Source organism: Polynucleobacter antarcticus (genome assembly GCF_013307245.1).
Lineage (GTDB): Bacteria > Pseudomonadota > Gammaproteobacteria > Burkholderiales > Burkholderiaceae > Polynucleobacter > Polynucleobacter antarcticus.
In genome coordinates this window covers 647,941-670,993 of sequence record NZ_CP028941.1, presented here as the reverse complement: position 1 = coordinate 670,993, position 23,053 = coordinate 647,941, and the positions used below count along the sequence as shown (strand labels likewise).

19 protein-coding genes are annotated in these 23,053 nt (G+C 44.5%); 14 read left to right on the top strand and 5 right to left on the bottom strand.

Annotated elements, in window-relative coordinates:
• Window positions 1–7 precede the first annotated feature (7 nt).
• From bchY to DCO16_RS03395, 9 genes are all read left to right on the top strand, one after another.
• Window positions 8–1,531: a chlorophyllide a reductase subunit Y gene (gene bchY, locus DCO16_RS03435; RefSeq protein ID WP_254598090.1), complete on the top strand. Its 1,524-nt coding sequence runs from the start codon at window positions 8–10 to the stop codon at window positions 1,529–1,531.
• A complete protein-coding gene (gene bchZ / locus DCO16_RS03430) occupies window positions 1,531–2,988 on the top strand; it encodes a chlorophyllide a reductase subunit Z (RefSeq protein WP_173942357.1) in 1,458 nt (485 codons plus the stop codon). Before bchY ends, bchZ begins: the two co-directional genes overlap by 1 nt.
• 123 nt (window positions 2,989–3,111) lie before the next feature.
• Window positions 3,112–3,258 carry a light-harvesting antenna LH1, beta subunit gene (pufB, locus tag DCO16_RS03425; RefSeq protein WP_046330418.1) on the top strand — a complete coding sequence of 49 codons (147 nt, stop codon included), beginning with the start codon at window positions 3,112–3,114 and terminating at the stop codon, window positions 3,256–3,258.
• Between the two features lie 282 nt (window positions 3,259–3,540).
• Complete coding sequence (pufA, locus tag DCO16_RS03420) at window positions 3,541–3,717, top strand: light-harvesting antenna LH1, alpha subunit (protein WP_071608677.1); 177 nt, start codon at window positions 3,541–3,543, stop codon at window positions 3,715–3,717.
• A gap of 99 nt (window positions 3,718–3,816) precedes the next feature.
• Window positions 3,817–4,641 carry a photosynthetic reaction center subunit L gene (gene pufL / locus DCO16_RS03415; protein ID WP_173942356.1) on the top strand — a complete coding sequence of 275 codons (825 nt, stop codon included), beginning with the start codon at window positions 3,817–3,819 and terminating at the stop codon, window positions 4,639–4,641.
• 32 nt (window positions 4,642–4,673) lie between these two features.
• Window positions 4,674–5,669: a photosynthetic reaction center subunit M gene (gene pufM, locus DCO16_RS03410; protein ID WP_254598089.1), complete on the top strand. Its 996-nt coding sequence runs from the start codon at window positions 4,674–4,676 to the stop codon at window positions 5,667–5,669.
• Entirely contained in the window at window positions 5,669–6,715 is a 1,047-nt protein-coding gene (pufC, locus tag DCO16_RS03405) for a photosynthetic reaction center cytochrome PufC (protein ID WP_173942355.1), read from the top strand. The genes pufM and pufC overlap by 1 nt, the downstream gene beginning before the upstream one ends.
• A gap of 64 nt (window positions 6,716–6,779) precedes the next feature.
• Window positions 6,780–8,336 carry a phytoene desaturase gene (locus DCO16_RS03400; protein WP_173942354.1) on the top strand — a complete coding sequence of 519 codons (1,557 nt, stop codon included), beginning with the start codon at window positions 6,780–6,782 and terminating at the stop codon, window positions 8,334–8,336.
• Window positions 8,329–9,201 (top strand): phytoene/squalene synthase family protein, encoded by an 873-nt coding sequence (locus DCO16_RS03395; RefSeq protein WP_173942353.1) that lies wholly within the window; start codon window positions 8,329–8,331, stop codon window positions 9,199–9,201. Before DCO16_RS03400 ends, DCO16_RS03395 begins: the two co-directional genes overlap by 8 nt.
• 192 nt (window positions 9,202–9,393) lie before the next feature.
• Here the strand turns inward: DCO16_RS03395 and DCO16_RS03390 are convergent, their stop codons facing one another.
• The 5 genes from DCO16_RS03390 to DCO16_RS03370 form a co-directional block, all read right to left on the bottom strand.
• Complete coding sequence (locus DCO16_RS03390; protein WP_496401162.1) at window positions 9,394–10,242, bottom strand: carotenoid 1,2-hydratase family protein; 849 nt, start codon at window positions 10,240–10,242, stop codon at window positions 9,394–9,396.
• Between the two features lie 68 nt (window positions 10,243–10,310).
• Window positions 10,311–11,804, bottom strand: coding sequence for a 1-hydroxycarotenoid 3,4-desaturase CrtD (gene crtD, locus DCO16_RS03385; protein WP_173942352.1), 1,494 nt, complete (start codon window positions 11,802–11,804; stop codon window positions 10,311–10,313).
• The gene (locus DCO16_RS03380) at window positions 11,788–12,480 is read right to left on the bottom strand and encodes a spheroidene monooxygenase (protein WP_173942351.1); all 693 of its coding nucleotides are present in this window, start codon (window positions 12,478–12,480) and stop codon (window positions 11,788–11,790) included. Before DCO16_RS03380 ends, crtD begins: the two co-directional genes overlap by 17 nt.
• A gap of 6 nt (window positions 12,481–12,486) precedes the next feature.
• Complete coding sequence (ppsR, locus tag DCO16_RS03375) at window positions 12,487–13,911, bottom strand: transcriptional regulator PpsR (protein WP_173942350.1); 1,425 nt, start codon at window positions 13,909–13,911, stop codon at window positions 12,487–12,489.
• On the bottom strand, window positions 13,908–14,768 hold the full coding sequence (locus DCO16_RS03370; RefSeq protein ID WP_173942349.1) for a cobalamin B12-binding domain-containing protein: 861 nt from the start codon (window positions 14,766–14,768) through the stop codon (window positions 13,908–13,910). Before DCO16_RS03370 ends, ppsR begins: the two co-directional genes overlap by 4 nt.
• 200 nt (window positions 14,769–14,968) lie before the next feature.
• Here DCO16_RS03370 and bchF point away from each other — a divergent pair, with 200 nt between their 5' ends.
• From bchF to bchL, 5 genes are read left to right on the top strand one after another with little or no spacing between them, the layout of a single operon-like run.
• Window positions 14,969–15,442, top strand: a complete 474-nt coding sequence (gene bchF, locus DCO16_RS03365) for a 2-vinyl bacteriochlorophyllide hydratase (RefSeq protein WP_173942348.1) — start codon at window positions 14,969–14,971, stop codon at window positions 15,440–15,442.
• Window positions 15,439–16,731 (top strand): ferredoxin:protochlorophyllide reductase (ATP-dependent) subunit N, encoded by a 1,293-nt coding sequence (locus DCO16_RS03360; RefSeq protein ID WP_173942347.1) that lies wholly within the window; start codon window positions 15,439–15,441, stop codon window positions 16,729–16,731. Before bchF ends, DCO16_RS03360 begins: the two co-directional genes overlap by 4 nt.
• Window positions 16,732–16,740: 9 nt before the next feature.
• On the top strand, window positions 16,741–18,369 hold the full coding sequence (gene bchB / locus DCO16_RS03355; protein ID WP_173942346.1) for a ferredoxin:protochlorophyllide reductase (ATP-dependent) subunit B: 1,629 nt from the start codon (window positions 16,741–16,743) through the stop codon (window positions 18,367–18,369).
• Entirely contained in the window at window positions 18,359–22,141 is a 3,783-nt protein-coding gene (locus DCO16_RS03350; RefSeq protein ID WP_217426692.1) for a magnesium chelatase subunit H, read from the top strand. The genes bchB and DCO16_RS03350 overlap by 11 nt, the downstream gene beginning before the upstream one ends.
• Window positions 22,141–23,052, top strand: coding sequence for a ferredoxin:protochlorophyllide reductase (ATP-dependent) iron-sulfur ATP-binding protein (gene bchL / locus DCO16_RS03345; RefSeq protein WP_173942344.1), 912 nt, complete (start codon window positions 22,141–22,143; stop codon window positions 23,050–23,052). Before DCO16_RS03350 ends, bchL begins: the two co-directional genes overlap by 1 nt.
• The last annotated feature ends 1 nt before the right edge of the window (window position 23,053 follow it).

Below are 23,053 nucleotides of genomic sequence, written 5' to 3'. Positions count from 1 at the left end.
GATCATAGTGAAATCTACTAAAGTGATTCCAATACAGTCGGAACTTCCTGATGGATCGGGTATTACTTGCCATTCTGGTGCAGAGCAAATATTGGCTGCCGCTAAGTCGGCAAACAAGAGTGAGATATTAGGTCAATACGCTAAGGATTATCCAAAAGGACCGCATGATCAACCGCAGAGCATGTGCCCAGCATTTGGGTCTTTGCGGGTTGGTTTGAGAATGCGTCGTACCGCCACTATTCTCTCTGGCTCAGCGTGTTGCGTATATGGCTTAACCTTTACTTCTCATTTTTATGGTGCACGTCGCAGTGTCGGCTATGTTCCCTTTAATTCAGAATCATTAGTTACTGGTAAGTTGTTCGAAGATATTCGGGATGCTGTTTATAAAGAAGCCAATCCTGACTTGTATGACGCTATCGTCATTATTAATTTATGTGTTCCTACAGCGAGTGGCGTGCCTTTGCAGCTACTGCCTAAGGAAATTAATGGCGTACGGATTATCGGCATTGATGTGCCTGGATTTGGTGTGCCTACCCATGCCGAGGCTAAAGATGTCTTAGCAAGCGCCATGCTGCGCTATGCCCGTGCCGAGGTAGAGCAAGGACCAGTATCCGCACCTAGAAACGGGATTTCAGAAAAACCAACAATTACTTTGCTGGGAGAAATGTTCCCAGTTGATCCGATTAGCATTGGCATGATGCTCGAGCCGATGGGCTTAGCAGTTGGCCCAGTTGTACCCACTAGAGAGTGGCGCGAGTTGTACCAAGCGCTAGACTCAAAAATTGTGGCAGCTATTCATCCGTTTTATACAGCCAGTATTCGAGAATTTGAAAGTGCTGGCCGTACGATCGTGGGTTCCGCACCGATTGGTTACGACGGGACTGCAAACTGGTTAGAACAGATTGGCGCTGCAGCCGGTGTGAGCGCTGAAAAAATTGGTCAAGCTAAATCCCAATTTTTACCTTTGATACAAGCTGCTCTGAAAGCAAAGCCTATCAAGGGCAGAATTACGATGAGCGGCTATGAGGGCTCTGAATTATTGGTAGCACGTCTATTGATAGAAAGTGGCGCAGATGTGCGTTACGTTGGTACGGCTTGTCCTAAAACTGTCTGGAGTAGTGCTGATTTAGATTGGCTAGAGAGTCGTGGAGTGCATGTGCAATATCGCGCCTCACTAGAGCAAGATCTGGCTGCCATGAAAGAATTTAAGCCAGACTTGGTTATTGGCACGACACCTGTGGTGCAAAAAGCAAAAGAATTGGCCATCCCTTCTTTGTATTTTACAAACCTGATCTCCGCAAGACCCCTGATGGGTGCTGCGGGCGCAGGTTCCTTAGCTCAAGTAATCAATGCGGCTTTAGGTAATCAAGATCGCTTTAATACGATGCATGACTTCTTTGAGGGTGTTGGCAAAGATCACGCCACTGGTGTGTGGGAATCCGTGCCGGTTGATCATCCAGATTTCAAGGCAGATGTCCGTCGTAGATTAGAAAAAGCAGTTGCAAAGCAAAAAGCAGAGGAGCTCGGCTAATGTTCGTTATTGATCACGATCGTGCTGGTGGCTATTGGGGTGCTGTGTATGTATTTACAGCAGTCAAGGGCTTGCAAGTCGTGATTGATGGTCCTGTTGGCTGTGAAAATTTACCCGTCACGTCTGTTCTACATTACACAGACGCATTGCCACCACATGAGCTGCCAATTGTGGTGACTGGCTTAGCTGAAGAACAGCTAGGTAGAGAAGGTACCGAAGAGTCTATGAAACGGGCTCACAAAGTATTGGATCGTGATCTACCCGCTGTAGTCGTTACCGGCTCCATTGCAGAAATGATTGGCGGAGGCGTTACACCTGAAGGTACTGGTATCAAGCGTTTCCTACCTAGAACTATTGATGAAGATCAGTGGCAGTGTGCTAACCGCGCTATGAATTGGTTGTGGACAGAATACGGTACTAAAAAAGTTCCTAAGAGAGTAAAAGTAGCGGGTGAAAAGCCAAGAGTCAACATCATCGGGCCCGCATATGGCAGCTTTAACTTATATAGTGACTTGGCTGAAATTAGACGCCTTATCGAAGGCATCGGCGCAGAAGTCAATATGGTTTTCCCGCTGGGCAGCCACTTGGAAGATGTCCCTAAATTAGCGAATGCAGATGTCAATGTCTGTATGTATCGAGAATATGGCCGTCTCTTATGTGAAACCTTGGAGCGCCCTTATTTACAAGCTCCGATTGGCATGCAATCAACCACTGCTTTTTTAAGAAAGCTGGGCGAGATGTGCGAACTTGATGTGGAGCCCTTTATTGAAAAAGAGAAGCACACTACGCTTAAGCCAATATGGGACTTATGGCGCTCGGTGACACAGGATTTCTTTGGCACTGCGAGCTTTGCAATTGTGGCTAATGAAACCTATACCCGAGGTGTCAAAAATTTCCTTGAAGAGGAAATGGGCTTACCGTGTAATTTCGCCGTTTCAAGATTACCTGGAAACAAAACAAACAATATTGAAATTCGGGAATTAGTGCAAAAGAAAGCACCTCTTGTGATGTTTGGAAGTTATAACGAACGCATGTATGGCAGTGAAGTCAATGCACGCTTTTCCTTTATTCCTGCATCCTTTCCGGGAGCGATTATTCGTAGGCATACCGGTACGCCATTTATGGGGTACTCAGGATCAGTCTATTTAGTGCAAGAAGTATGTAATGCCTTATTTGATACGCTCTTTAATATTCTGCCTTTGGGTACCGAAATGGACAAGGTAGATGCAACGCCAGGTAGATTGCATCAGTCCGGAAAGATGATGCCTTGGGAGCAGGAAGCACAAGCTTTCTTGAATAAGTTGGTGAGTAACCAGCCGGTCCTCACGCAAATATCGGCAGCTAAAAAAATTCGTGAAGAGGCTGAGTTTGCCGCTCGCAATCAAAATATTGAAAGAGTCACATTGGCTTGTGTACAAACATCATCATTTTCTATTTCAAGTGATGAGACTGTATGAGCCAAATACAAAGATATTGCCTAGTAACCAGGCTAAACCAATATGGCGTAGTGAAGTCATATCCTCATATCTACAGGGGCGATGTAGAAAAGACCGTAAGGTCAGTTTCAAGGAGTTGTCATCATGAGTGAAAACAGATCAATATCTGGGCTTACCGATGCAGAAGCTCAAGAATTCCATGCATTTTATGTGCAAGGACTTTTAGGCTTTACTGCAATCGCCGTCGTCGCGCACATACTTGTATGGGCATGGCGTCCGTGGTTCTTTTGATGTCGCAGTAAGTACAAAGTAAACAGACTCAACAAATAGGAGTGTTCGTATGAAAACTAATACAGATGTAATCAATAAAAATGACCTAACCGACATCTTGTCGTTCAAGATCTATTTTTTTAATTAGTTATGTAGTGATTTTTATAGTGGCACTCTTTTTCGTTGCGCTACCTGTTTCCCAAAAAGGTTGGTTATTTTCGGGGGCTGATAGTGGATCGTTTTTTAAATCTGTTGAGTCCGGTGTTTACGGTTTCATGTCTTACTTAAATTAGGAGAAATATTATGTGGAGAATTTGGAAACTATACGACCCACTTCGTGCGATGGTTGCACAGGGCGTTTTTCTATTCGCTTTAGCAGCAATGATTCACCTCATCCTCCTCAGTACTGTTCAGTACAAATGGTTGGATGGTATGAGTCAAGAGCAGTACAAAGCAGCTATTTCAGCAGCGAAGAAGTAGTTAGATGTACAAACCGTAGACGAATTTCTAGTAATAGGGATTCGTCTACGCAAGATTAATTAAAAATGAGAAAAATTCTCATTCTGTAAGGAGCGCTTCATGGCTATGCTCAATTTTGAAAAGAAATACCGCGTTCGCGGGGGGACCCTGATTGGTGGAGATCTTTTTGATTTCTGGGTAGGCCCTTTCTACGTCGGTTTTTTTGGTGTCACGACCCTATTTTTCGCATTCTTAGGTACTGCGATGATCCTATGGGGAACCTCTCAAGCAGGGGTCTGGAATGTTTGGCAAATTAATATTGCCCCTCCAGATCTTAAATATGGCTTGGGTGTGGCGCCCATGATGGAGGGTGGTCTTTGGCAACTGATTACTATTTGCGCTCTCGGTGCTTTTGGTTCTTGGGCATTGAGAGAGGTAGAGATTTGTAGAAAGTTAGGCATGGGGCTTCATGTGCCATTTGCCTTCGGCATGGCCATTTTTGCGTACTTTACTTTAGTAGTCATTCGCCCTGTCTTGATGGGCGCATGGGGCCATGGATTTCCCTACGGAATCTTGAGCCATTTAGATTGGGTTTCGAATGTGGGATATCAGTATCTTCATTTCCATTACAACCCTGCTCACATGATTGCGGTCACTCTGTTCTTTACAACAACACTAGCGCTTTCCTTGCATGGGGCATTAGTTTTGTCATCGACCAATCCAAGGTCTGGCCATTCAGTTAGAACACCTGAGCATGAAGACACATTTTTTAGAGACATTATTGGGTATTCAGTAGGAACATTAGGAATACACCGTCTTGGCTTATTTTTAGCGTTAGCAGCAGTGTTTTGGAGTGCAGTATGTATTGTCATTAGCGGGCCTTTCTGGACAAAGGGTTGGCCTGAATGGTGGACATGGTGGTTGAATTTACCAATCTGGGGGTAGTTTTCAGCTGAATTGAAAATGCGGAGAGCATCATGGAATATCAAAATTTATTTACACAAACACAAGTAACTGGTCCTGCTAGTCATGGGGTGCCAATCAACGCATACGATATGCGGGAGCGAACTCGCTCGATTAGTTTTAGTCATCTGCTAGGGCGGATAGGTAATGCCCAGCTGGGTCCAATCTATCTTGGGCGCTTGGGTGTCGCATCCATTATGTTTGGAATGACAGCATTTTTTATTATCGGCATGAATATGCTAGCCCAAGTAGGCTGGAATCCATTGCAGTTCGTGAGGAAATTGTTCTGGCTCTCTTTGGATGCACCGGCTCCGCAGTATGGTCTGAGCTTTCCACCACTTAATGATGGGGGTTGGTGGATGATTGCAGGACTATTCACCACGATTTCTATCTTGCTGTGGTGGTTCAGAACATTCCGGCGTGCACATGCGCTAGGAATGGGCAATCATGTGCCTTGGGCATTTGCAGCTGCTATTTGGCTATTTTTAGTATTGGGCTTTATTCGTCCGGTATTGATGGGTAGTTGGAGTGAGGCTGTTCCCTTTGGAATCTTCTCTCACTTAGATTGGGTCTCCGCATTCTCGATTCGCTATGGCAATCTGTTCTACAACCCATTTCATATGCTGTCTATTGTGTTTCTGTACGGCTCTGTTCTGCTGTTTGCTATGCATGGTGCGACCATTTTGGCTGTCAGTAAGTTTGGTGGCGAAAGAGAGATTGAGCAGATCGTAGATCGCGGTACCGCATCTGATCGCGCTGCGCTCTTTTGGAGATGGACTATGGGCTTTAATGCCACGATGGAATCGATTCACCGTTGGGCATGGTGGTTTGCAATATTGACTCCAATCACTGGCGGCATTGGTATTTTATTAACCGGAACCGTAGTAGATAACTGGTACTTATGGGGCGTTAAACACGATATTGCGCCTGCTTACCCTGCTATCTACGGAACTGTCGCTGATCCCGCTTTAATAGCACCGGCAGCTCCAGTGATGAGAGGAGACAAATAATGAATTCATTCCGTCAAAGAATCGCCATTGTTCTAAGTGCCCTAGCTATTTTGACGCTTACTGCATGCGAGCGGCCGCCCATTGAGGCAAAGCAAACCGGCTATCGCGGTACTGGTATGGATCAAATTAATAATCCACGTACTGATGCACAGTTAGCAAAAATTAATCAATTGCCAGCTAGTATTTCTGCCTCACCAGATGGACCGAGAGCAGGCGATGTATATAAAAATGTGAAGGTCTTGAATAATCTGAGTCAAGAGCAATTTACGACGTTCATGGTCTCAATGACAGCCTGGGTATCGCCTAAGGAAGGCTGTGCCTATTGTCATAATGTGCAGAATTTTGCTGACGATTCACTCTACACAAAGACAGTATCGCGTCGAATGATCCAGATGAATCAAACGATCAATGCGAATTGGGGCGATCACGTGAAGGAAACAGGGGTGACCTGCTATACCTGCCATCGTGGAAATAATGTTCCCCAAAATGTTTGGTTCAATCCTGTTGAAAAGCGGGGCGGTAATATGTTGGGTAACACCAATGGACAAAACGATCCTATCAAAACAGTTGGCTATGCTTCTTTACCCAATCAACCTTTTAAGGACTACTTTGTAGCAAATTCAAGGGCTGCACGGGTGAATGGTGATACAGCCTTGCCTACAGGTCATAAAGCATCGATACAAGAGACAGAAAATGTCTATGGGGTAATGATGCATATGTCCAATTCGTTGGGGGTGAACTGTACGTACTGCCATAACAGTCGTGCATTCTCAAACTGGGAGCAAAGTACTCCACAGCGTGTTCAAGCTTGGTATGGTATTCAGATGTTAAAGGATGTGAATAGTAGTTACATCACCCCTCTGACCTCAATACATCCTGCAGATCACAAGGGGCCGGATGGTGATATTGCTAAAGCCAATTGCACTACTTGCCACCAAGGTGTTAATAAACCTCTGTTAGGTAAAAGTATGTTGAAAGACTATCCCTACTTAGCAGCACCCGCTAAAAAAGCGTCGGCAGATAGTATGCAAACTGCCAAGAAATAAATATGCAATACAAATACTCTCTTAACAATAAAAGTTAAGAGAGTATTTATCACCAGGATTCAACATGGACCAAAAAGTAGATCAATTTAAACTTCTGGAAGATGTTGTTGCCTATAGCAATGTCAAGAATTCTGAGCGAGCTTTAGTCATTGGTTCTGGGTTCGGTGGACTTGCTGCTGCAATTCGTTTGGCGGTGAAGGGTTACGACGTTCAGGTTCTTGAGAGATTAGATTCCGCTGGGGGTAGGGCTTATGTACACCGTAAAAATGGGTATACATTTGATGCTGGCCCCACCATCATTACTGCCCCATTTTTAATAGAAGAGTTGTGGGAACTATGCGGTAAAAAAATGTCTGATGACGTGGATCTTCGCTTGATGGATCCTTTTTATCAAATTCGTTTTGCAGATGGTCGGATCTTTAATTACACCGGCGATCTGGAAAGAATGAAGCTAGAAATTGCAAAATTTAGTCCTCAAGATGTTCCGGGCTATTTGCGATTTTTGGAAGAAGCAGAATATTGCTATAAGTTAGGCTTTGAAGAATTGGGTGATGTCGCCTTTGATAGCCTAAAAGACTTAGTTACTGCCATGCCAAGTCTCATTAAGATGCGTGCTTGGAATAACCTATATGGCCTGGTGGCGAAACACATTAAAGATCCACAGTTAAGAGAAGTGATGAGCTTTCACCCTCTCTTAATCGGAGGTAATCCATTTTCAGTGACTTCGGTATACGCATTAATAAACTCCTTAGAGCGTAAGTGGGGCGTGCACTCGGCGATGGGCGGTACAGGTGCCATTATTCAAGGCCTTGTCGGCCTACTTCAAGGTCTTGGGGTCACCATTCGTTACAACAGTACTGTTAAGAAAATTAATATTGTTGAGAATAAAGTCACCGGTGTCACGCTTGAGAGTGGCGAAGTCTTGTTTGCTAATAAAGTAGTTTCCAATGCAGATACTGCCTGGACATATAAAAATTTAATTGATCCCAAACATAGGAAGGTCTGGACAGATAAGAAAATTGAAAATGGAAATTATTCCATGAGCTTATTTGTTTGGTATTTTGGTACAAAAAAACAATACCCGAATATTCCACATCACATGATGTTATTAGGGGCGCGCTATAAAGAGTTGCTCGAGGACATATTTAAGCGGCATCATCTTGCAAAAGATTTTAGCCTCTACTTACACCGCCCTACGGCAACTGACCCTAGTTTAGCGCCTGAGAATTGCGATACCTTTTATGTGCTTTCTCCAGTACCGCATCTAGATAGTGGTACGGATTGGAAAACAGTAGCAGAGCCATATAGAAAGGCTATTGCAGAGATGCTAGAGTCAACTGTCATGCCTGGGCTACAAGAAAATATTACTGAATCATTTCTTATGACTCCAGATGATTTTCAAGATCGACTCCTGTCTTATAAAGGGGCTGCCTTTGGTTTAGAGCCCCTATTAACGCAAAGCGCTTGGTTTAGACCGCATAATCGTAGTGAGGATATTGAAGGTCTTTATATGGTTGGTGCCAGTACTCACCCAGGCGCTGGAATACCTGGAGTGTTGTCCTCTGCAAAAGCCTTAGATTCTTTGATTCAACCGGCTAAATTGGTTTCTAGTCATGCATGATAGGGCCATCACGACAGAGTTTGGATTTCAGATAGATCTGCAATCCTGCGAGAATTTGATGCGCGATGGATCGAAATCATTTTTTTCAGCTTCCAGAATTTTGCCAAGCAAGATTCGGGATTCCGCTATTGCCTTATATGCTTTCTGCCGCTTATTGGATGATATGGTTGATGATCCCAATGCGCCAGATAATGTGATTGAGCAAATTGAATATCGCTTAGATCGTATTTATGCTCAGAATCCAGTTGATATTCCAGCGGATCGCGCCTTAGCGATCGTAGTAGAGCGATTTTTAATTCCCCGAGATATCTTGGAAGCACTAGTAGAAGGCTTTCGATGGGACCGTAGCGGTCGTCAATATCACACCATTGATGACTTATGTACTTATGGTGCAAGAGTTGCGTCTACAGTAGGTGCCATGATGACCTTAATCATGGGGGTCAGAGATCGTGCTGTATTAGAGCGCGCTTGTGAGCTCGGACTTGCGATGCAGTTAACCAATATTGCACGTGATGTTGGTGAAGATGCCCGTAATCAGCGTTTATATCTTCCAAGAGAGTGGCTAGAAGCAGAAAATATCGACCCTGATCTCTGGTTACAAAACCCAATATTCAATGACGGTATATCGAGAGTGACGCAAAGGCTGATTGAATACGCAGATCAACTCTATGAGCGTTCCTCTGATGGTATCGCAGGTTTACCTCGTAATTGCCGGTCTGCAATAGCGTCTGCGAGCTTAGTGTATTCAGAAATCAGTCGTCAAATAGAGCGCCAAGGAATGGACTCAATCTCCAAAAGAGCGATCGTCTCGAAGCAAGAAAAAAATATTTTTAATTTTAAAATCGCTTCGTACAACTATCTATAGCGCTAAATCAAAGCAGGTTTTTAGTAAGATTCCGGCGATTCAATTTTTGGTAGATGCAGTTGAGCCTGAAAGAGATTACGCTCACTATAGTGGGTCAGTAGAAGACCGATTAATTTGGGTGGTTGGTTTGATGGAGAGGGTGGAGAGAAGAAAAGCAGACTCTTATCATTCTCTGGCAAAGCAGCAAGCCGCCTAATATATTTGAGTTGGGTTTCTAGGCATTCTCCAGGGCAACATCCACTGCACAATACCGGATTCCAGTCGCTTCACATTGAGGGTCTCATGCATTGAGATGACATTCTCATTGAGCAAGGTAGATTGAATAATAGAGCGTGCATAAAAGGGCGTATCTTCTAAAGTCTTTATCAGTTGAACCCCAGCACCTTGTTCTGAGCGTAGGTTACGTTTAATACCCCAGCCCGTATTTTTAAGGGGAACCCGTTCAGGAGCAGTGAAGTGTTCAGTCGTACCATTGGTATTAAATTTGGTGGTGATGACGCGGTCAAGACCATTTTTTTGCCTGACGTCATAAATCACTGCTGTGCTGCCATCTTTCAGATGTGCTCGTGACCAATCCCATTCGCTAAAAGGTTTACTAATGGCTTCATCACCTTCATTTGAATCAAAGTAGGCATGCCCATGCCATTTCAAATCCGGTTTAGAGAGAGACACCTCGACTCTTGCTGAGGGGGCAATAGGGCCCCAACGATGTTTTGCTTGATCATCTAAGGGCACGACATGGTGAAAAAGTTGATCTGGAAATACTTTAATGGTGCCTTGTACTTTTTGCCCTAATAGAGGCACGCGCTCATCAATCTGAATGCTCAGCATGTCATGCTCCCAATGCAACTGACTAGGACCCACTGTGAATGTATCCGTTGTTCTGGTAACAGCATTTCGGCCGCGCTCGGTCATCGTCCAATACTTTTTACTAGGCGTATAAATCGCAACATTGATAGCGCAATAATGATCAGCAGCAGCTGACCCCAATTTATTTGCTAGAGCATAGTAGGGCGAGAAAACGCTGCCTACAAAAGCGATGATGCTAAACCCATGCTGCCCGTCATCACTTAAACCATCGATATACCACCAGAGATAATTTCCTGGATCTACGATCTGGTCAAACCGAGGCGCTCCATGAGCGTGGCGGCCGCCAGTCGTCCGGACATGGCCGCCATGGGTACTCCCGGTCCCGGATGCGTGCTGCCGCCCGTGAGCAGCAGATTCTGAATGAGAGATTGCGAACCGAGTCTCTGGAAGGAGCTCATCCAGCCGTGCGTTGCTTGACCATAGAGTGCGCCCTTGCGACCCGGAAAGAGTTTGGAAAATTCCTGTGGGCTTGTACGAGTGATCTGCGCATCCTGAAGGTGAAGGCCATATTGGCGCATGAGTGAAAATGCTTTTTGTTCGCATTGATCGATTTCCTTATAGTCGTAGGATGGATTACCCCCATTGGCTGGCGCATTCACGAGGCACAAGAGCCTCTCAAAGCCACTATCTTGCAAGGGAGAATCTGTTCTATCTTGAGCGCAAATATAGACACTCGGGTTTGTTGGCAGACGATGATTGGTAAAAATATCCGTAAATTCACTTTGGTAAGGCTGATTAAAAAAGACGTTATGCCGCAACAGAGGAAAGCCAGAAGTTTTTACTCGCATAGACCAAGTGATGGCTGAAAGTGAGTCTGTTTGTTTAAGAGCTTTTGGAATGGCGGTAGTAGCGCTTTGACCAAGTAGCCCATGTTTGAGGGCATTGATATCCCCATTAAAAATTAAATAATCACATTCAAGATATTCGCCCGAGTTAAGCGTAACACCAGTCACCTTACCGGCTTCGAGTTTTAAGGACTCCACCTCAGCCTCATAGCGAAAGTGACACCCCTTTTTTTGAGCTAAGCGTGCGACTATCTGAGGAATCTTTGCCATGCCCCCTTTAACTGACCATACCCCTTCCATTTCTACTTGTGCAATCAGCATTAATGTTGCTGGGGCTAAAAAAGGGGATGAACCACAGTAGGTTGCATATCTTCCAAATAACTGATGGAGTCGCGGATCCGGAAAATACTTTCCTAGTGAAGACCAGAGACTACTAAATGGCCCTATATCCCATAAAGCTTTACTTTCTGATAATCCGAGAGCGCTCATCATGCCAAACATCGTAGGGCGGGGCGATTCAATGAATGGCCCTTTAAGCGCTTGGTATGTCTGACGCGCTGTCTTGCAAAACGCTAAGAATAGTTGCGCTTGCTTAGGACTACTAAATTGCGCAATGGCATCGGCACTTTTCTTGCTATCAGCATACAGATCGAGAATACCTTCACCCCAGCTATGTCTTGCTAGTACATCAAGAGGCTCGAGCTCAAGTTCAGCATCAAAACTTTCACCACAGGCATCAAAGAGATTTTCAAAAATCCAGCGCATGGTAAAAACAGTGGGACCCGAGTCAATCAATGCATCGCCAACATTGACTTGGCGGATCTTGCCGCCAGGCAATGTATTCTTTTCAATCACAGTGACATCAAGCCCTTGATGAGCAAGCTCTAGGGCAGCTGTGAGGCCGCCAATACCTGCGCCAACAATCAGGACTTTAGTTGATTTGGACATGCTTACCTTGCCAAACACCCTTGGCTGATTTGACGATAAAGCGGGTAAACATCGACTCTGAAAAGTAGGCATTGCCATAAGCTGATTTAATGGCGGCAAGGTGTGCACCTTGCTGTGCGTAATCCTCAAGAGCTTGTGTGTTTTCCCAAATAGTAAACGTCGCTTGACGAAGATAAGGCGCTTCACCTAGCCCCGCAGTCAGTATTTTTCCTGAAGCCAGCTCGATGGCCCGCTCTGCAGGCTTTGCTTTTTCCCAAAATCGGACTGCTTTTGTAGGCTTAATAGAGGCTCTGGTTAAAGAGGCAATAGGGCGCTGTGCAATGTCTTCCGTGGTGGTTGCCATGGAAAATCCCGACCAAGAACCACGGCTTGAATAGGCTTGTACAGTTGCAATAAAGAATTCATGCGCATGCTGTCGATATAAATCAACAATGGGTGAAGCATCTCGAAAGGCATCTGCTTGCTCTGGGCTTTCAAAGACACAAAAAAACCCCTGCTTTGAGAGGCTAGGTTTGGTACTAAAGCCCCCATTAAAGCCAGAACCGAGTACTTTACAAAACTGCAGGCCAGATTGACCCTTGAAAACACGAGGACCAAGAATGTAACGAAATAGACCCCATCCCCTGGAGTCAGAAGCAATATCAACTAAGGCCAATACTGCTGTCTGCCGACTCATCCGAAATTAGGCATCGCTATCATCGCTAGCGTTACTATCAATGATGCCAAAGCGACGCATCTTAATATAGAGACCTTGACGGGATAAACCTAGTAATTCGGCAGCAGAAGCTCTGTTAGACATGGTGAGCTCAAGCGCTGCGAGAATACATAACTTTTCAATGATATCGGTGGTCTCTGTAACAATTTGTTTCAGCGCGACTTTGCCGACTAACTGTGTGAGTTCAACAGCATTTTTGCCGACACCCGGATTATTGGGGATCGAGGGGCTGCTGCTTTTGGCTGTTTGATGAATGCTAATCACCACCGCTGAAAGTTTATCGCTATTAAAGTGAACTGCGGAGATCTGCGCATCAAAAGGGGAACTACCATCATCAGCAGTAATGGTTGTGGCGTAGTCTTTGATAGCGCCATATTCTCGGACCGTGCCTAAAATAATCTTTAAGTCGACACTCGTTCTGCCAAGCCAAAGCTCTAAAGATTTACCAACAATATTTTCTTTTTGGGCAGACTGCGACATTAAAACAAAGGCGTTATTGGAAGATAAAATCATCCCATGGGTAGTACAAACAATGAAGCCGTCTTGGAAATTCTCTAGAGCTTGTGTGAGAAGCGTTGTCTGCTCACTAAAACTATTAATTTGAACAGCGTGTGATTTTGGTTTAATAGAAACTAGGCAGACATTTTGATTGCCCTCACGCAATAAGACACTAGATAGTTCAACGGGCTCTTGAAGATTTTCTAGCGATGATTGAATGGAGGATTGCAGTATTCCAGATTTTGATTCTGATAAATAGTTCTGAATCGTTTCATGATCTTTTACTGGAAATAAGTTTGTAAACAATTTTCCTTGGATTTTTCTGAGATCGCCAGTTAAATAGCCAGCAGACTTATTCATCTCCAATATTTTGAATGATTGGCTATCAATAATTAAATAGGCTTGATCAATGCTATTGAAAAGTTGTAAATAACGATTTTGAATGGCATGCAAATTAGCATAGTCGCGCTCAATCTCTTGTTGTGCATCAACTAATTTTTGTTGAAGACTTGAGAGCATGCTCAAATCTTTACCGACAGCAATCAACTTTTGTTGTTGAGGAAAAAATACAGTGCTGTACTGAATCGGAACAGATCCAAAATCCTCGATGTCTTGATTGACTTGGCGCCACTTTTGTTCCGAAGCCTCGTCTGGAGCCTTAAGCAGGGCATTGACTTTGGGTTGGCTATCTATCGCTACCGTATCAAGCCATTTTTTCCCAGTCAAAACTTTTGTGTTGCTCGCGACGGGTTTATATCCATCAATGACTTTTTCAATCACACCGGCGTGATTTACTACTAGCACTAGGTCAACTGAACAAGCTAATAAGGTGGCAGCAACATCAATATCTACGGCACTGGCTACGGATGATTCTAGGTTGAAAATTTTATTCACAGTATCCTGTTCTTTTCAACATGTTTTGTATTATTTTCTAGTCGGCTAAGGTGTTGTTCTAAATGCCGAACAGATTCCTCAGGGGTAAATGCTTTGATATCCGCGTGGATGTGCTTAAACTTTTCAGGAGCAATTTTATAAAGCGCTCCACCAACTAAAGTCACTAGTGCGGGGTTCTTGGATTTACTCCGCAACACATCAATCACACTTTGTAGCTCATCAAGTTGTTCGAAGGCGGATACTGATATCGCTAGTGCGTCATAGTGATGTGTTGAAAGCGCAAGGGCAATAGTGTCGAGCTTTGTATTGCTAGGACGAGATGCTTTCCAGCCGGAAAAGGTGAGGTAGTTTGAAAAAATTAAACTACCAAGCGTATGTTGTGAATCAGGAAAGGTTGTTATCAGAATGGATTTATTCTGACGCTTCTCTAGTTGAGTTGCTTGAAAGAGATAATCCAGTCTGTGAATAACTCTTTCTAGTCTTCCGACCCCAATAGATACCTCTGCAAAACTTAAACTGTCGTTTTCCCAATGCTTGCCTAGTCTTCGAGCAATTTCAGGGATGAGCTCTAGAACAATAAATTCAATCGAGATCCCATGGGTTTTAAGTACTGTAATTGCTAAATCAAACGAATCTTCTTTGCTATCGAGCAATAAATTGGCAATCTTATCAACCTCATCAGCCTCGAGTGCCTGTACGGCCTCTTTTTTTATTTGAATCGGTGCTTGCAACCAGTTTTGATTGGAGGATACTGTAGCCACTTTCTGGGCGACTTTACGTTCAATCTCCTCAATTAACCCAGGTAATTGATGCTGAAATACTTCTCTGATGAGTCCTTTTTTAGCTAGTGAATTCAACAAACGCCTTGTAGGATAGAGTTATTAAACTGCTGTTCTTTAAATGTAAATTAATTATTACACTTAAGGTGAAAATAAAGCAATATAATTCAAATAACTAGGGTTTGTACTAGTAATACTAGGGAAAATACTAGTTTTTGTGGGCCAGAAATAGCGTAAAGTTTTGTTTACACACAACAAACAAAACAGCCCTCCAAAAAATGAAAATTACCAAGTCTCTATACAGCAAAGAGGAGCGCGCAAAACGCGATGCCACTGTATGGACTTTGGTTCAGGCAATCCTTGCTCCACTGCAATTTTTAGCCTGTTTAATAAGTGTTGGCCTGGTCTTGCGCTATTTGCTTACTGGCAATGGATATGAATTGGCTACTATTTCAATTATTGTGAAGACCATTTTTCTGTATCTGATCATGCTGACAGGCAGCATTTGGGAAAAAGTGGTGTTTGGTAAATATCTTTTTGCAGACAGTTTTTTCTGGGAAGACGTATTTAGTATGTTGGTTATTGCTCTGCATACTATTTATCTTTACTTTTTGATAGCGGGCGGTATGAGTGAGAGTGGCTTGATGTATCTGGCTTTAACTGCATATGCTGCATACCTGATTAATGCAGGACAGTTCCTCTACAAGCTCAGAATGGCACGCATGCAAATGAGTGATGGAGTTTCTATATGAACGCCATTGTTGATTTACCGGTAGAGCAGCAACATCGGGTAGGAAAAAATATTCCTATTTATAAAGAGCGTGGCCAAAGAGAGGTGTTTTGTGGCCTGACGGGCATTATTTGGCTTCATCGGAAGATTCAGGATGCATTCTTTTTAGTAGTTGGCTCTCGCACTTGTGCGCATTTGATTCAATCGGCTGCAGGTGTCATGATTTTTGCAGAGCCACGCTTTGCAACTGCCATTATTGATGACCGTGATCTGGCTGGTATTGCCGATGCAAATGATGAATTAGACAGGGTTGTAAAAACCTTACTCACTAGGCGTCCTGACATCAAGATGCTGTTTTTAGTGGGCTCATGCCCCTCAGAGGTCATTAAGCTGGACCTATCACGTGCCGCACAGAGATTAAGTACTGAATTGATCAATCAATGCCGGATCTTGAGCTACTCTGGCAGCGGCATAGAGACCACCTTTACTCAGGGTGAAGATGCTTGCTTGGCCTCCTTGGTTCAAGCGAGTCCAAAGCAAGCTGAAGTGATAGAAAAGAATCTCTTGGTCGTAGGCTGCTTGCCCGATGTCGTGGAAGATCAATTTCATCGCTTATTTACTGAGCTTGGCATCCACAATGTATCGTTTTTCCCGCCAAAAAACTCCGCTCAAAAACCTGAAATTCATAGCAACACGCAATACTTGTTAGCTCAGCCATTTTTAGCAGAAACCGCTAGATTGATTGAAGAGCGTGGCGGGCAAAGAATCTCAGCGCCATTTCCATTCGGAGTAGACGGCACCACCGCTTGGTTAAAGGCTGCAGCAACCTCTTTTGGAATTGATCCGACCCATTTTGAAACGGTGACTCAGAGCAAAATCGAGCGTGCTAAGAAAAGCATAGAGCGTTATTTGCCGATGCTGACCAATAAGCGCATCTCATTCTTCCCAGATTCCCAATTAGAAATTCCTTTGGCGCGTTTTTTATCTCAAGAATGCGGTATGCAAGTTTTAGAAATTGGAACACCGTACTTGCATAAGCAGCACTTAGAGTGTGAACTTGAATTGCTCCCAGAAAATACGCGCATCGTTGAGGGTCAAGACGTAGAAAAGCAACTCGATCGATGCAGATCCGATAAGCCTGACATTGTTGTTTGTGGATTAGGCTTAGCGAACCCATTAGAGGCAGAGGGTATTACTACCAAGTGGTCGATTGAATTGGTGTTTAGCCCAGTACATGGTTATGAGCAGGCTGCAGACTTAGCAGAGCTCTTTGCACGTCCTTTAAACCGCAGCATGAAGTTGGCGGCCTAAGGGGAATTTATGCAACTGACTCTCTGGACATATGAAGGCCCACCCCATATCGGTGCGATGCGCATTGCGACCTCGATGACTGACTTGCATTACGTCTTGCATTCCCCTCAGGGCGATACCTACGCAGACCTCCTCTTTACAATGATTGGCCGGTCTAAAAAGCGTCCACCAGTGACCTATACGACATTTCAGGCGAGAGATTTAGGTGGCGACACCGCACAACTCTTTCAGGACTCTGTAAGCGAGGCATATCGGCGCTTTGAGCCTAAGGCGATGATTGTGGGTGCTTCTTGCACAGCAGAATTGATTCAAGATGATCCAGGCGGTCTAGCGAGAGCACTCAGCTTGCCTATTCCCGTGATTCCACTAGATTTACCTTCATATCAAAAGAAGGAAAATTGGGGCGCTTCTGAAACTTTCTATCACGTCATTCGTGCACTCGTAGCAGTAGACAAGTCAATTTCAGCTGAACAGTATCAAGAAAAGCGGACTGCAAACAAGACCGACACTCAAAAGCCTAGTTGCAATATATTAGGACCTACTGCACTCGGCTTTAGAAACCGTGATGACGTTCAAGAAATTAAAGGTTTATTAGAGTCTCTTGGAATAGAAGTTCGGGTAGTGGCACCCCTCAATGCATGCGTGGCAGATCTTGTGAAATTACCGCAGGCAGATTTTAATGTGTCGCTGTATCCCGAAGTGTCGCAGTTGGCTTGTACTTGGTTGAGCAAAACATTTGGCCAACCTTTTACCAAGATAATTCCAGTCGGCACTAAAGCAACTAAAGCCTTTATTCATGAAGTATGTCAGTTAGCCCAGCTTGACCCTACAGCCATGTTGGCCGCTCAAGATGAAAGAGCCATGTGGTATGCCAAATCGGTGGACTCTACTTACTTAACCGATAAGCGGGTCTTCATTTTTGGGGATGCTAGTCATGCGATTGCAGCAGCAAAAGTAGCTAGTGAAGAAATCGGATTTAAAGTAGTAGGTCTAGGCACTTACAGTCGGGAATTTGCGCGTGAAGTGCGTGAAGCTGCCAAGCTGTACGGAATTGAGGCACTCATTACAGATGACTACCTTGAGGTTGAGGAAAAAGTTGCTGAACTCACACCAGACTTAGTCTTAGGTACCCAGATGGAGCGCCACATTGCCAAAAGATTAGGTGTTCCTTGTGCAGTGATTTCAGCACCTGTGCACGTCCAAGACTTTCCTGCACGCTATTCCCCTCAGATGGGATTTGAGGGCGCCAACGTTTTATTTGATACCTGGATTCATCCGCTAATGATGGGTCTAGAAGAGCATCTACTCATGATGTTCCGTGATGATTTTGAATTCAGTGCCAAAGCAGCACCTTCTCATTTAGGTCACGCAAGACCTACCGAAAGTGAAAAGCCCCAAGAAACTAAAGTAGCTGCAGTGGCGCCTGTCGACCATCCAGAGCAAATCAGTACAGCCGTGTTATCTGATGTAGAGCCAGAAAATACATGGGAAGCAGACGCTGAAAAAGAATTAGGAAAAATCCCCTTCTTTGTTAGAGGGAAAGCGCGCAGAAATACAGAAAAATTTGCAGTAGAGAACGGAATCAGTCGAATTACTATTGAGACACTTTACGATGCAAAGGCTCACTATGGCAGATAAGCATATCCCGATTAAAGTCTCGATTGTGACGATGGATACGCACTTAGCGAGTGCGACTGAAAGAGCGCGCTATGCACTGAAAAAGAAGCTACCTGGCTTAGAGCTCTCCATTCATGCTGCATCGAGTTGGACGGTAGATAGCAAAGCGTTAGAAAGCTGTATTAGTGATATTCAATCTGCTGATATCTTGATTGTGACCATGCTGTTTATGGAAGATCACTTCAAGCCTGTGATCGAAGCTTTAAAAGCACGGCGTCATGAATGTGATGCCATGATCTGTGCCATGTCAGCCGGGGAAGTGGTGAGCTTAACCCGCATGGGTGGTTTTGATATGAGCAAGCCCGCCAGTGGTTTAGTGGGTCTGCTCAAAAAATTAAGAGGCAATAAAGAGAAAGCCCAAACCGGCGGTGCTGCACAAATGCGGATGTTACGCCGCCTACCTAAGATATTGCGTTTTATACCTGGCAGTGCTCAGGATGTTAGAGCTTACTTTCTGACCTTGCAATATTGGTTAGGTGGTTCAGAAGAAAATCTCTTTCATATGGTAGTGAACCTCGTAAACCGTTATGCCAAAGGTGAGCGTGCAGGCCTCGTAAGCAAAGAAGAATTAGTCGAGCCCGTTATCTATCCTGATAATGGGATTTATCATCCACGCCTTAAAGGGCGTATGAGCGAGTCTTTATCTGATTTGCCTAAATTAGTCAGTGATAAAAAATCAAAAGGTCGCGTAGGCTTGCTGTTACTCAGGTCTTACATCTTGGCTGGCAATACTTTGCATTACGATTCAGTGATTGCTGCGATTGAAGCGCAGGGCTTACAAGTGCTCCCAATTTTTGCTGTGGGCCTAGATGCTCGGCCTGCTATTGAACAATACTTTTTCCAAGATGGTGAAAAAATTGTTGATGCAGTAATCTCCTTGACAGGCTTCTCGCTTGTTGGCGGACCAGCCTACAACGATGCGAAAGCAGCAGAAGAGGTCTTAGTCTCACTGGATGTTCCTTATTTAGCAGCCCAACCTCTTGAGTTTCAGACGCTCAATGAGTGGGGCAGTTCAGAGCGTGGCTTACTGCCGGTTGAAAATACCCTCATGATTGCCATCCCAGAGCTAGATGGCGCTACCGTGCCGATGGTGTTTGGCGGTCGTGCTGGCGAAGCCGATGTGCAGTGCAAAGGTTGTCATAAAGGCTGTGTATTTGAAGCCAGTATCAATCGTCATGACATGCATACCTGTATTGAAAGAACAGCGATGTTGGCGGCTCGTGTAAGCAAGCTTATCACGCTAAGAAAATCAGAGCGATCGAACCGCAAAGTAGCCTTAGTCATATTTAACTTTCCGCCCAATGCGGGAAGGGTAGGAACAGCAGCCCACTTAAGCGTCTTTGAATCCGTCTTTAATACTTTGAAGAGCTTGAAGGACGAAGGATATACCGTTGAAGTCCCAAATTCTGTAGATGAATTTAGAACCCAAATCTTGGCCGGCAATGCTAAACAATATGGCACTGATGCTAACGTCCACACTACCATCGCAACCGATGATCATATTCAGCGGGAACCTTGGTTAAAAGAAATTGAAGGTCAATGGGGTTCTGCGCCGGGTAAATTACTGAGTGATGGCAGCTCCATCTTTATTTTAGGTAAGCAGTTCGGTAATATTTTTGTAGGACTGCAACCAGGGTTTGGTTACGAGGGCGATCCAATGCGCTTGCTGTATGAGAAGGGCTTTGCACCTACTCATGCATTCTCGGCTTTTTATCGTTACCTGCGGGAAGACTTTTCAGCCAATGCGGTACTGCATTTTGGAACCCATGGCGCACTTGAATTCATGCCCGGTAAGCAATCTGGTATGTCCGGCGCTTGTTGGCCAGATCGTCTGATACATGATTTACCTAATCTTTATGTTTATGCATCCAATAACCCATCTGAAGGGGCTATTGCCAAAAGACGTGCAGGCGCCACACTGATTAGTTACTTAACTCCACCCGTATCTCAAGCCGGTTTATACAAAGGCTTGTTAGAGCTGAAAGAGGCAGTGGATTACTGGCGCAAATTAACTCCATCGGCTAATAGTCAGGGATGGGATCAAGGCTCACTAGATATATTAGATTCCTTGCAAGCACAAGCAGTCGCATTGGAATTTGCTGCTGCTGAGCCGGTATGGAATCAGATGAGTGTGGTGGAGGTGAATGCCATTGTTCTGAATTTGAGTGCACAAATACTTGAATTAGAGTACGCCTTGATTCCTTATGGATTGCATATTCTAGGCGCACCAGTAGGCTTGGAGCACAGCCTAGATATGTTGTTGAGTTTTGTCACAGTGCAAGAGGGCGAGCTCAAGAATATCTCGCGCGATGCTTTGCTAGCCCTTGTGAAAGCTGAAAGTCTGGAAGAATTTGCTATGAGCCAGAATATGGAGCTGACAGAAAGCCTAACTGTTGAGCTTGAGCAGGTTTTGAATATGTATCGTGAGTTGCAGTCTGATAGTGAAATGCAGGGTGTCCTCAAGGCTTTAGATGGTCGCTACATTCGTCCCGCTCCAGGTGGGGATGTGCTGAGAAACCCTCTAGTCCTGCCTACCGGCCGAAACATCCATGGTTTCGATCCATTCAGAATTCCTAGCAAATTCGCTATGAAAGATGGACTACTACAAGCAAATAAAATCTTAGAACGTTTTCGGGCTGATGGAAATGCCTTGCCAGAGTCGGTCGCAATGGTCTTATGGGGCACCGATAATTTAAAAACAGAAGGTGGCCCGATTGCGCAAATTTTTGCCTTAATGGGAGCAGAGCCACGCTTCGATAGTTTTGGTCGATTGGCGGGCGCTCAATTAGTACCTTTGGAAGTATTGGGACGTCCTCGTATTGATGTGATGGTATCGATCTCCGGTATTTTTAGAGATCTCATGCCTTTGCAAATTCGAATTATGGCAGAAGCTGCTTTCTTGGCAGCATCTGCAGACGAGCCTGTAGAACAAAACTTTATTCGCAAGCACTCACTGGCATATCAAGCTGCTAATGGCTGTGATTTAGAGACCGCTTCATTACGTGTCTTTGGTAATGCGGAAAGTGCTTATGGAGCCAATGTCAATATGATGATTGATAACGGCTTATGGAAAGATGAAAACGAATTAGCTGAAACTTATACCCGCCGTAAAAGTTTTGCTTATGGCAGAAGCGGTACGCCCGTCCTACAAAGTGAATTGCTCAATAACATCTTGGCGGATGTAGAGCTGACATATCAAAATCTTGATTCGATTGAATTAGGCGTGACTACGATTGATACCTATTTTGATACCTTAGGTGGTGTGAGTCGGGCTGTGAGAAGAGCAAAAGGCGGTAAGGCCTCACCCGTTTACATTGGCGATCAAACTACAGGCAATGCCGTAGTTCGAAGTTTGAATGAGCAAGTCTCGCTAGAAACCCGTTCACGGATGCTCAATCCAAAATGGTATGAGGGCATGCTCAAGCATGGCTACGAGGGCGTCCGTCAGATTGAAAGTCATTTGACGAATACGGTAGGTTGGTCTGCCACTACCGGTCAAGTGGAACCCTGGGTCTATCAGCATTTAACCCAAACGTTTATTTTGGACCCCGAAATGCGGGAACGTTTAATGAGTCTTAATCCAGCGTCTTCCGTCAAGGTGGCTAGTAGATTGTTGGAAGCATCAGAACGAAATTATTGGACTCCTGAGCCATCTGTATTAGCGACGCTTCGCAGCGTAGTAGATGACTTTGAAGATCGGCTTGAAGGTGTATATGAAGGAGTAGCAATTTAATGAATACAGTAAGTGTGCCCTTATCTTCCATTGGAACGAAGGCTAAACCAACAGATGGCGAAGGTAGTTTGCAAGTGCATCTGAATCCCGATGAAAAAATTGGAAATGCAAAAGTATTTGCTATTTATGGAAAAGGGGGGATTGGTAAGAGTACAACCTCTTCGAATCTATCAGCAGCATTTTCTTTATTAGGTAAGCGAGTCATTCAAATTGGTTGTGACCCTAAGCATGATTCTACTTTTACCTTAACTAAAAAATTGGTTCCTACGGTCATTGATATTTTGGAGTCAGTAGATTTTCACTCTGAAGAACTCCGCGTAGAAGACTTTGTCTACACAGGCTTTAATGGGGTTATGTGCGTTGAAGCTGGCGGACCTCCTGCAGGAACGGGGTGTGGTGGCTATGTTGTTGGTCAAACAGTCAAGCTGCTAAAAGAACATCATTTGCTAGAAGATACCGATATCGTGATCTTTGATGTGCTTGGTGACGTTGTGTGCGGTGGATTTGCAGCACCACTCCAGCATGCAGATCGTGCCCTCATTGTGGCGGCCAATGACTTTGACTCCATCTTTGCGATGAACCGTATTGTCCAGGCCATCAGCGCTAAAGCAAAAAATTACAACGTTCGTTTAGGCGGAGTGATTGCGAACCGCAGCCAAGATACAGATCAAATCGACAAGTTTAATGATCGTGTAGGTCTAAAGAAAATGGCGCACTTTCCCGATTTAGATGCGATTCGAAAAAGTCGCTTGAAAAAATGCACCATCTTTGAAATGGAATCTACTCCTGAAATTGAGTTAGTAAAAGCAGAGTACATGCGCCTTGCTGCTAGCTTGCTCTTGGATGATGAGCCATTGCTCACCGAGTCTCTTAAAGACCGTGAAATTTTTGACTTGTTAGGGTTCGATTAAT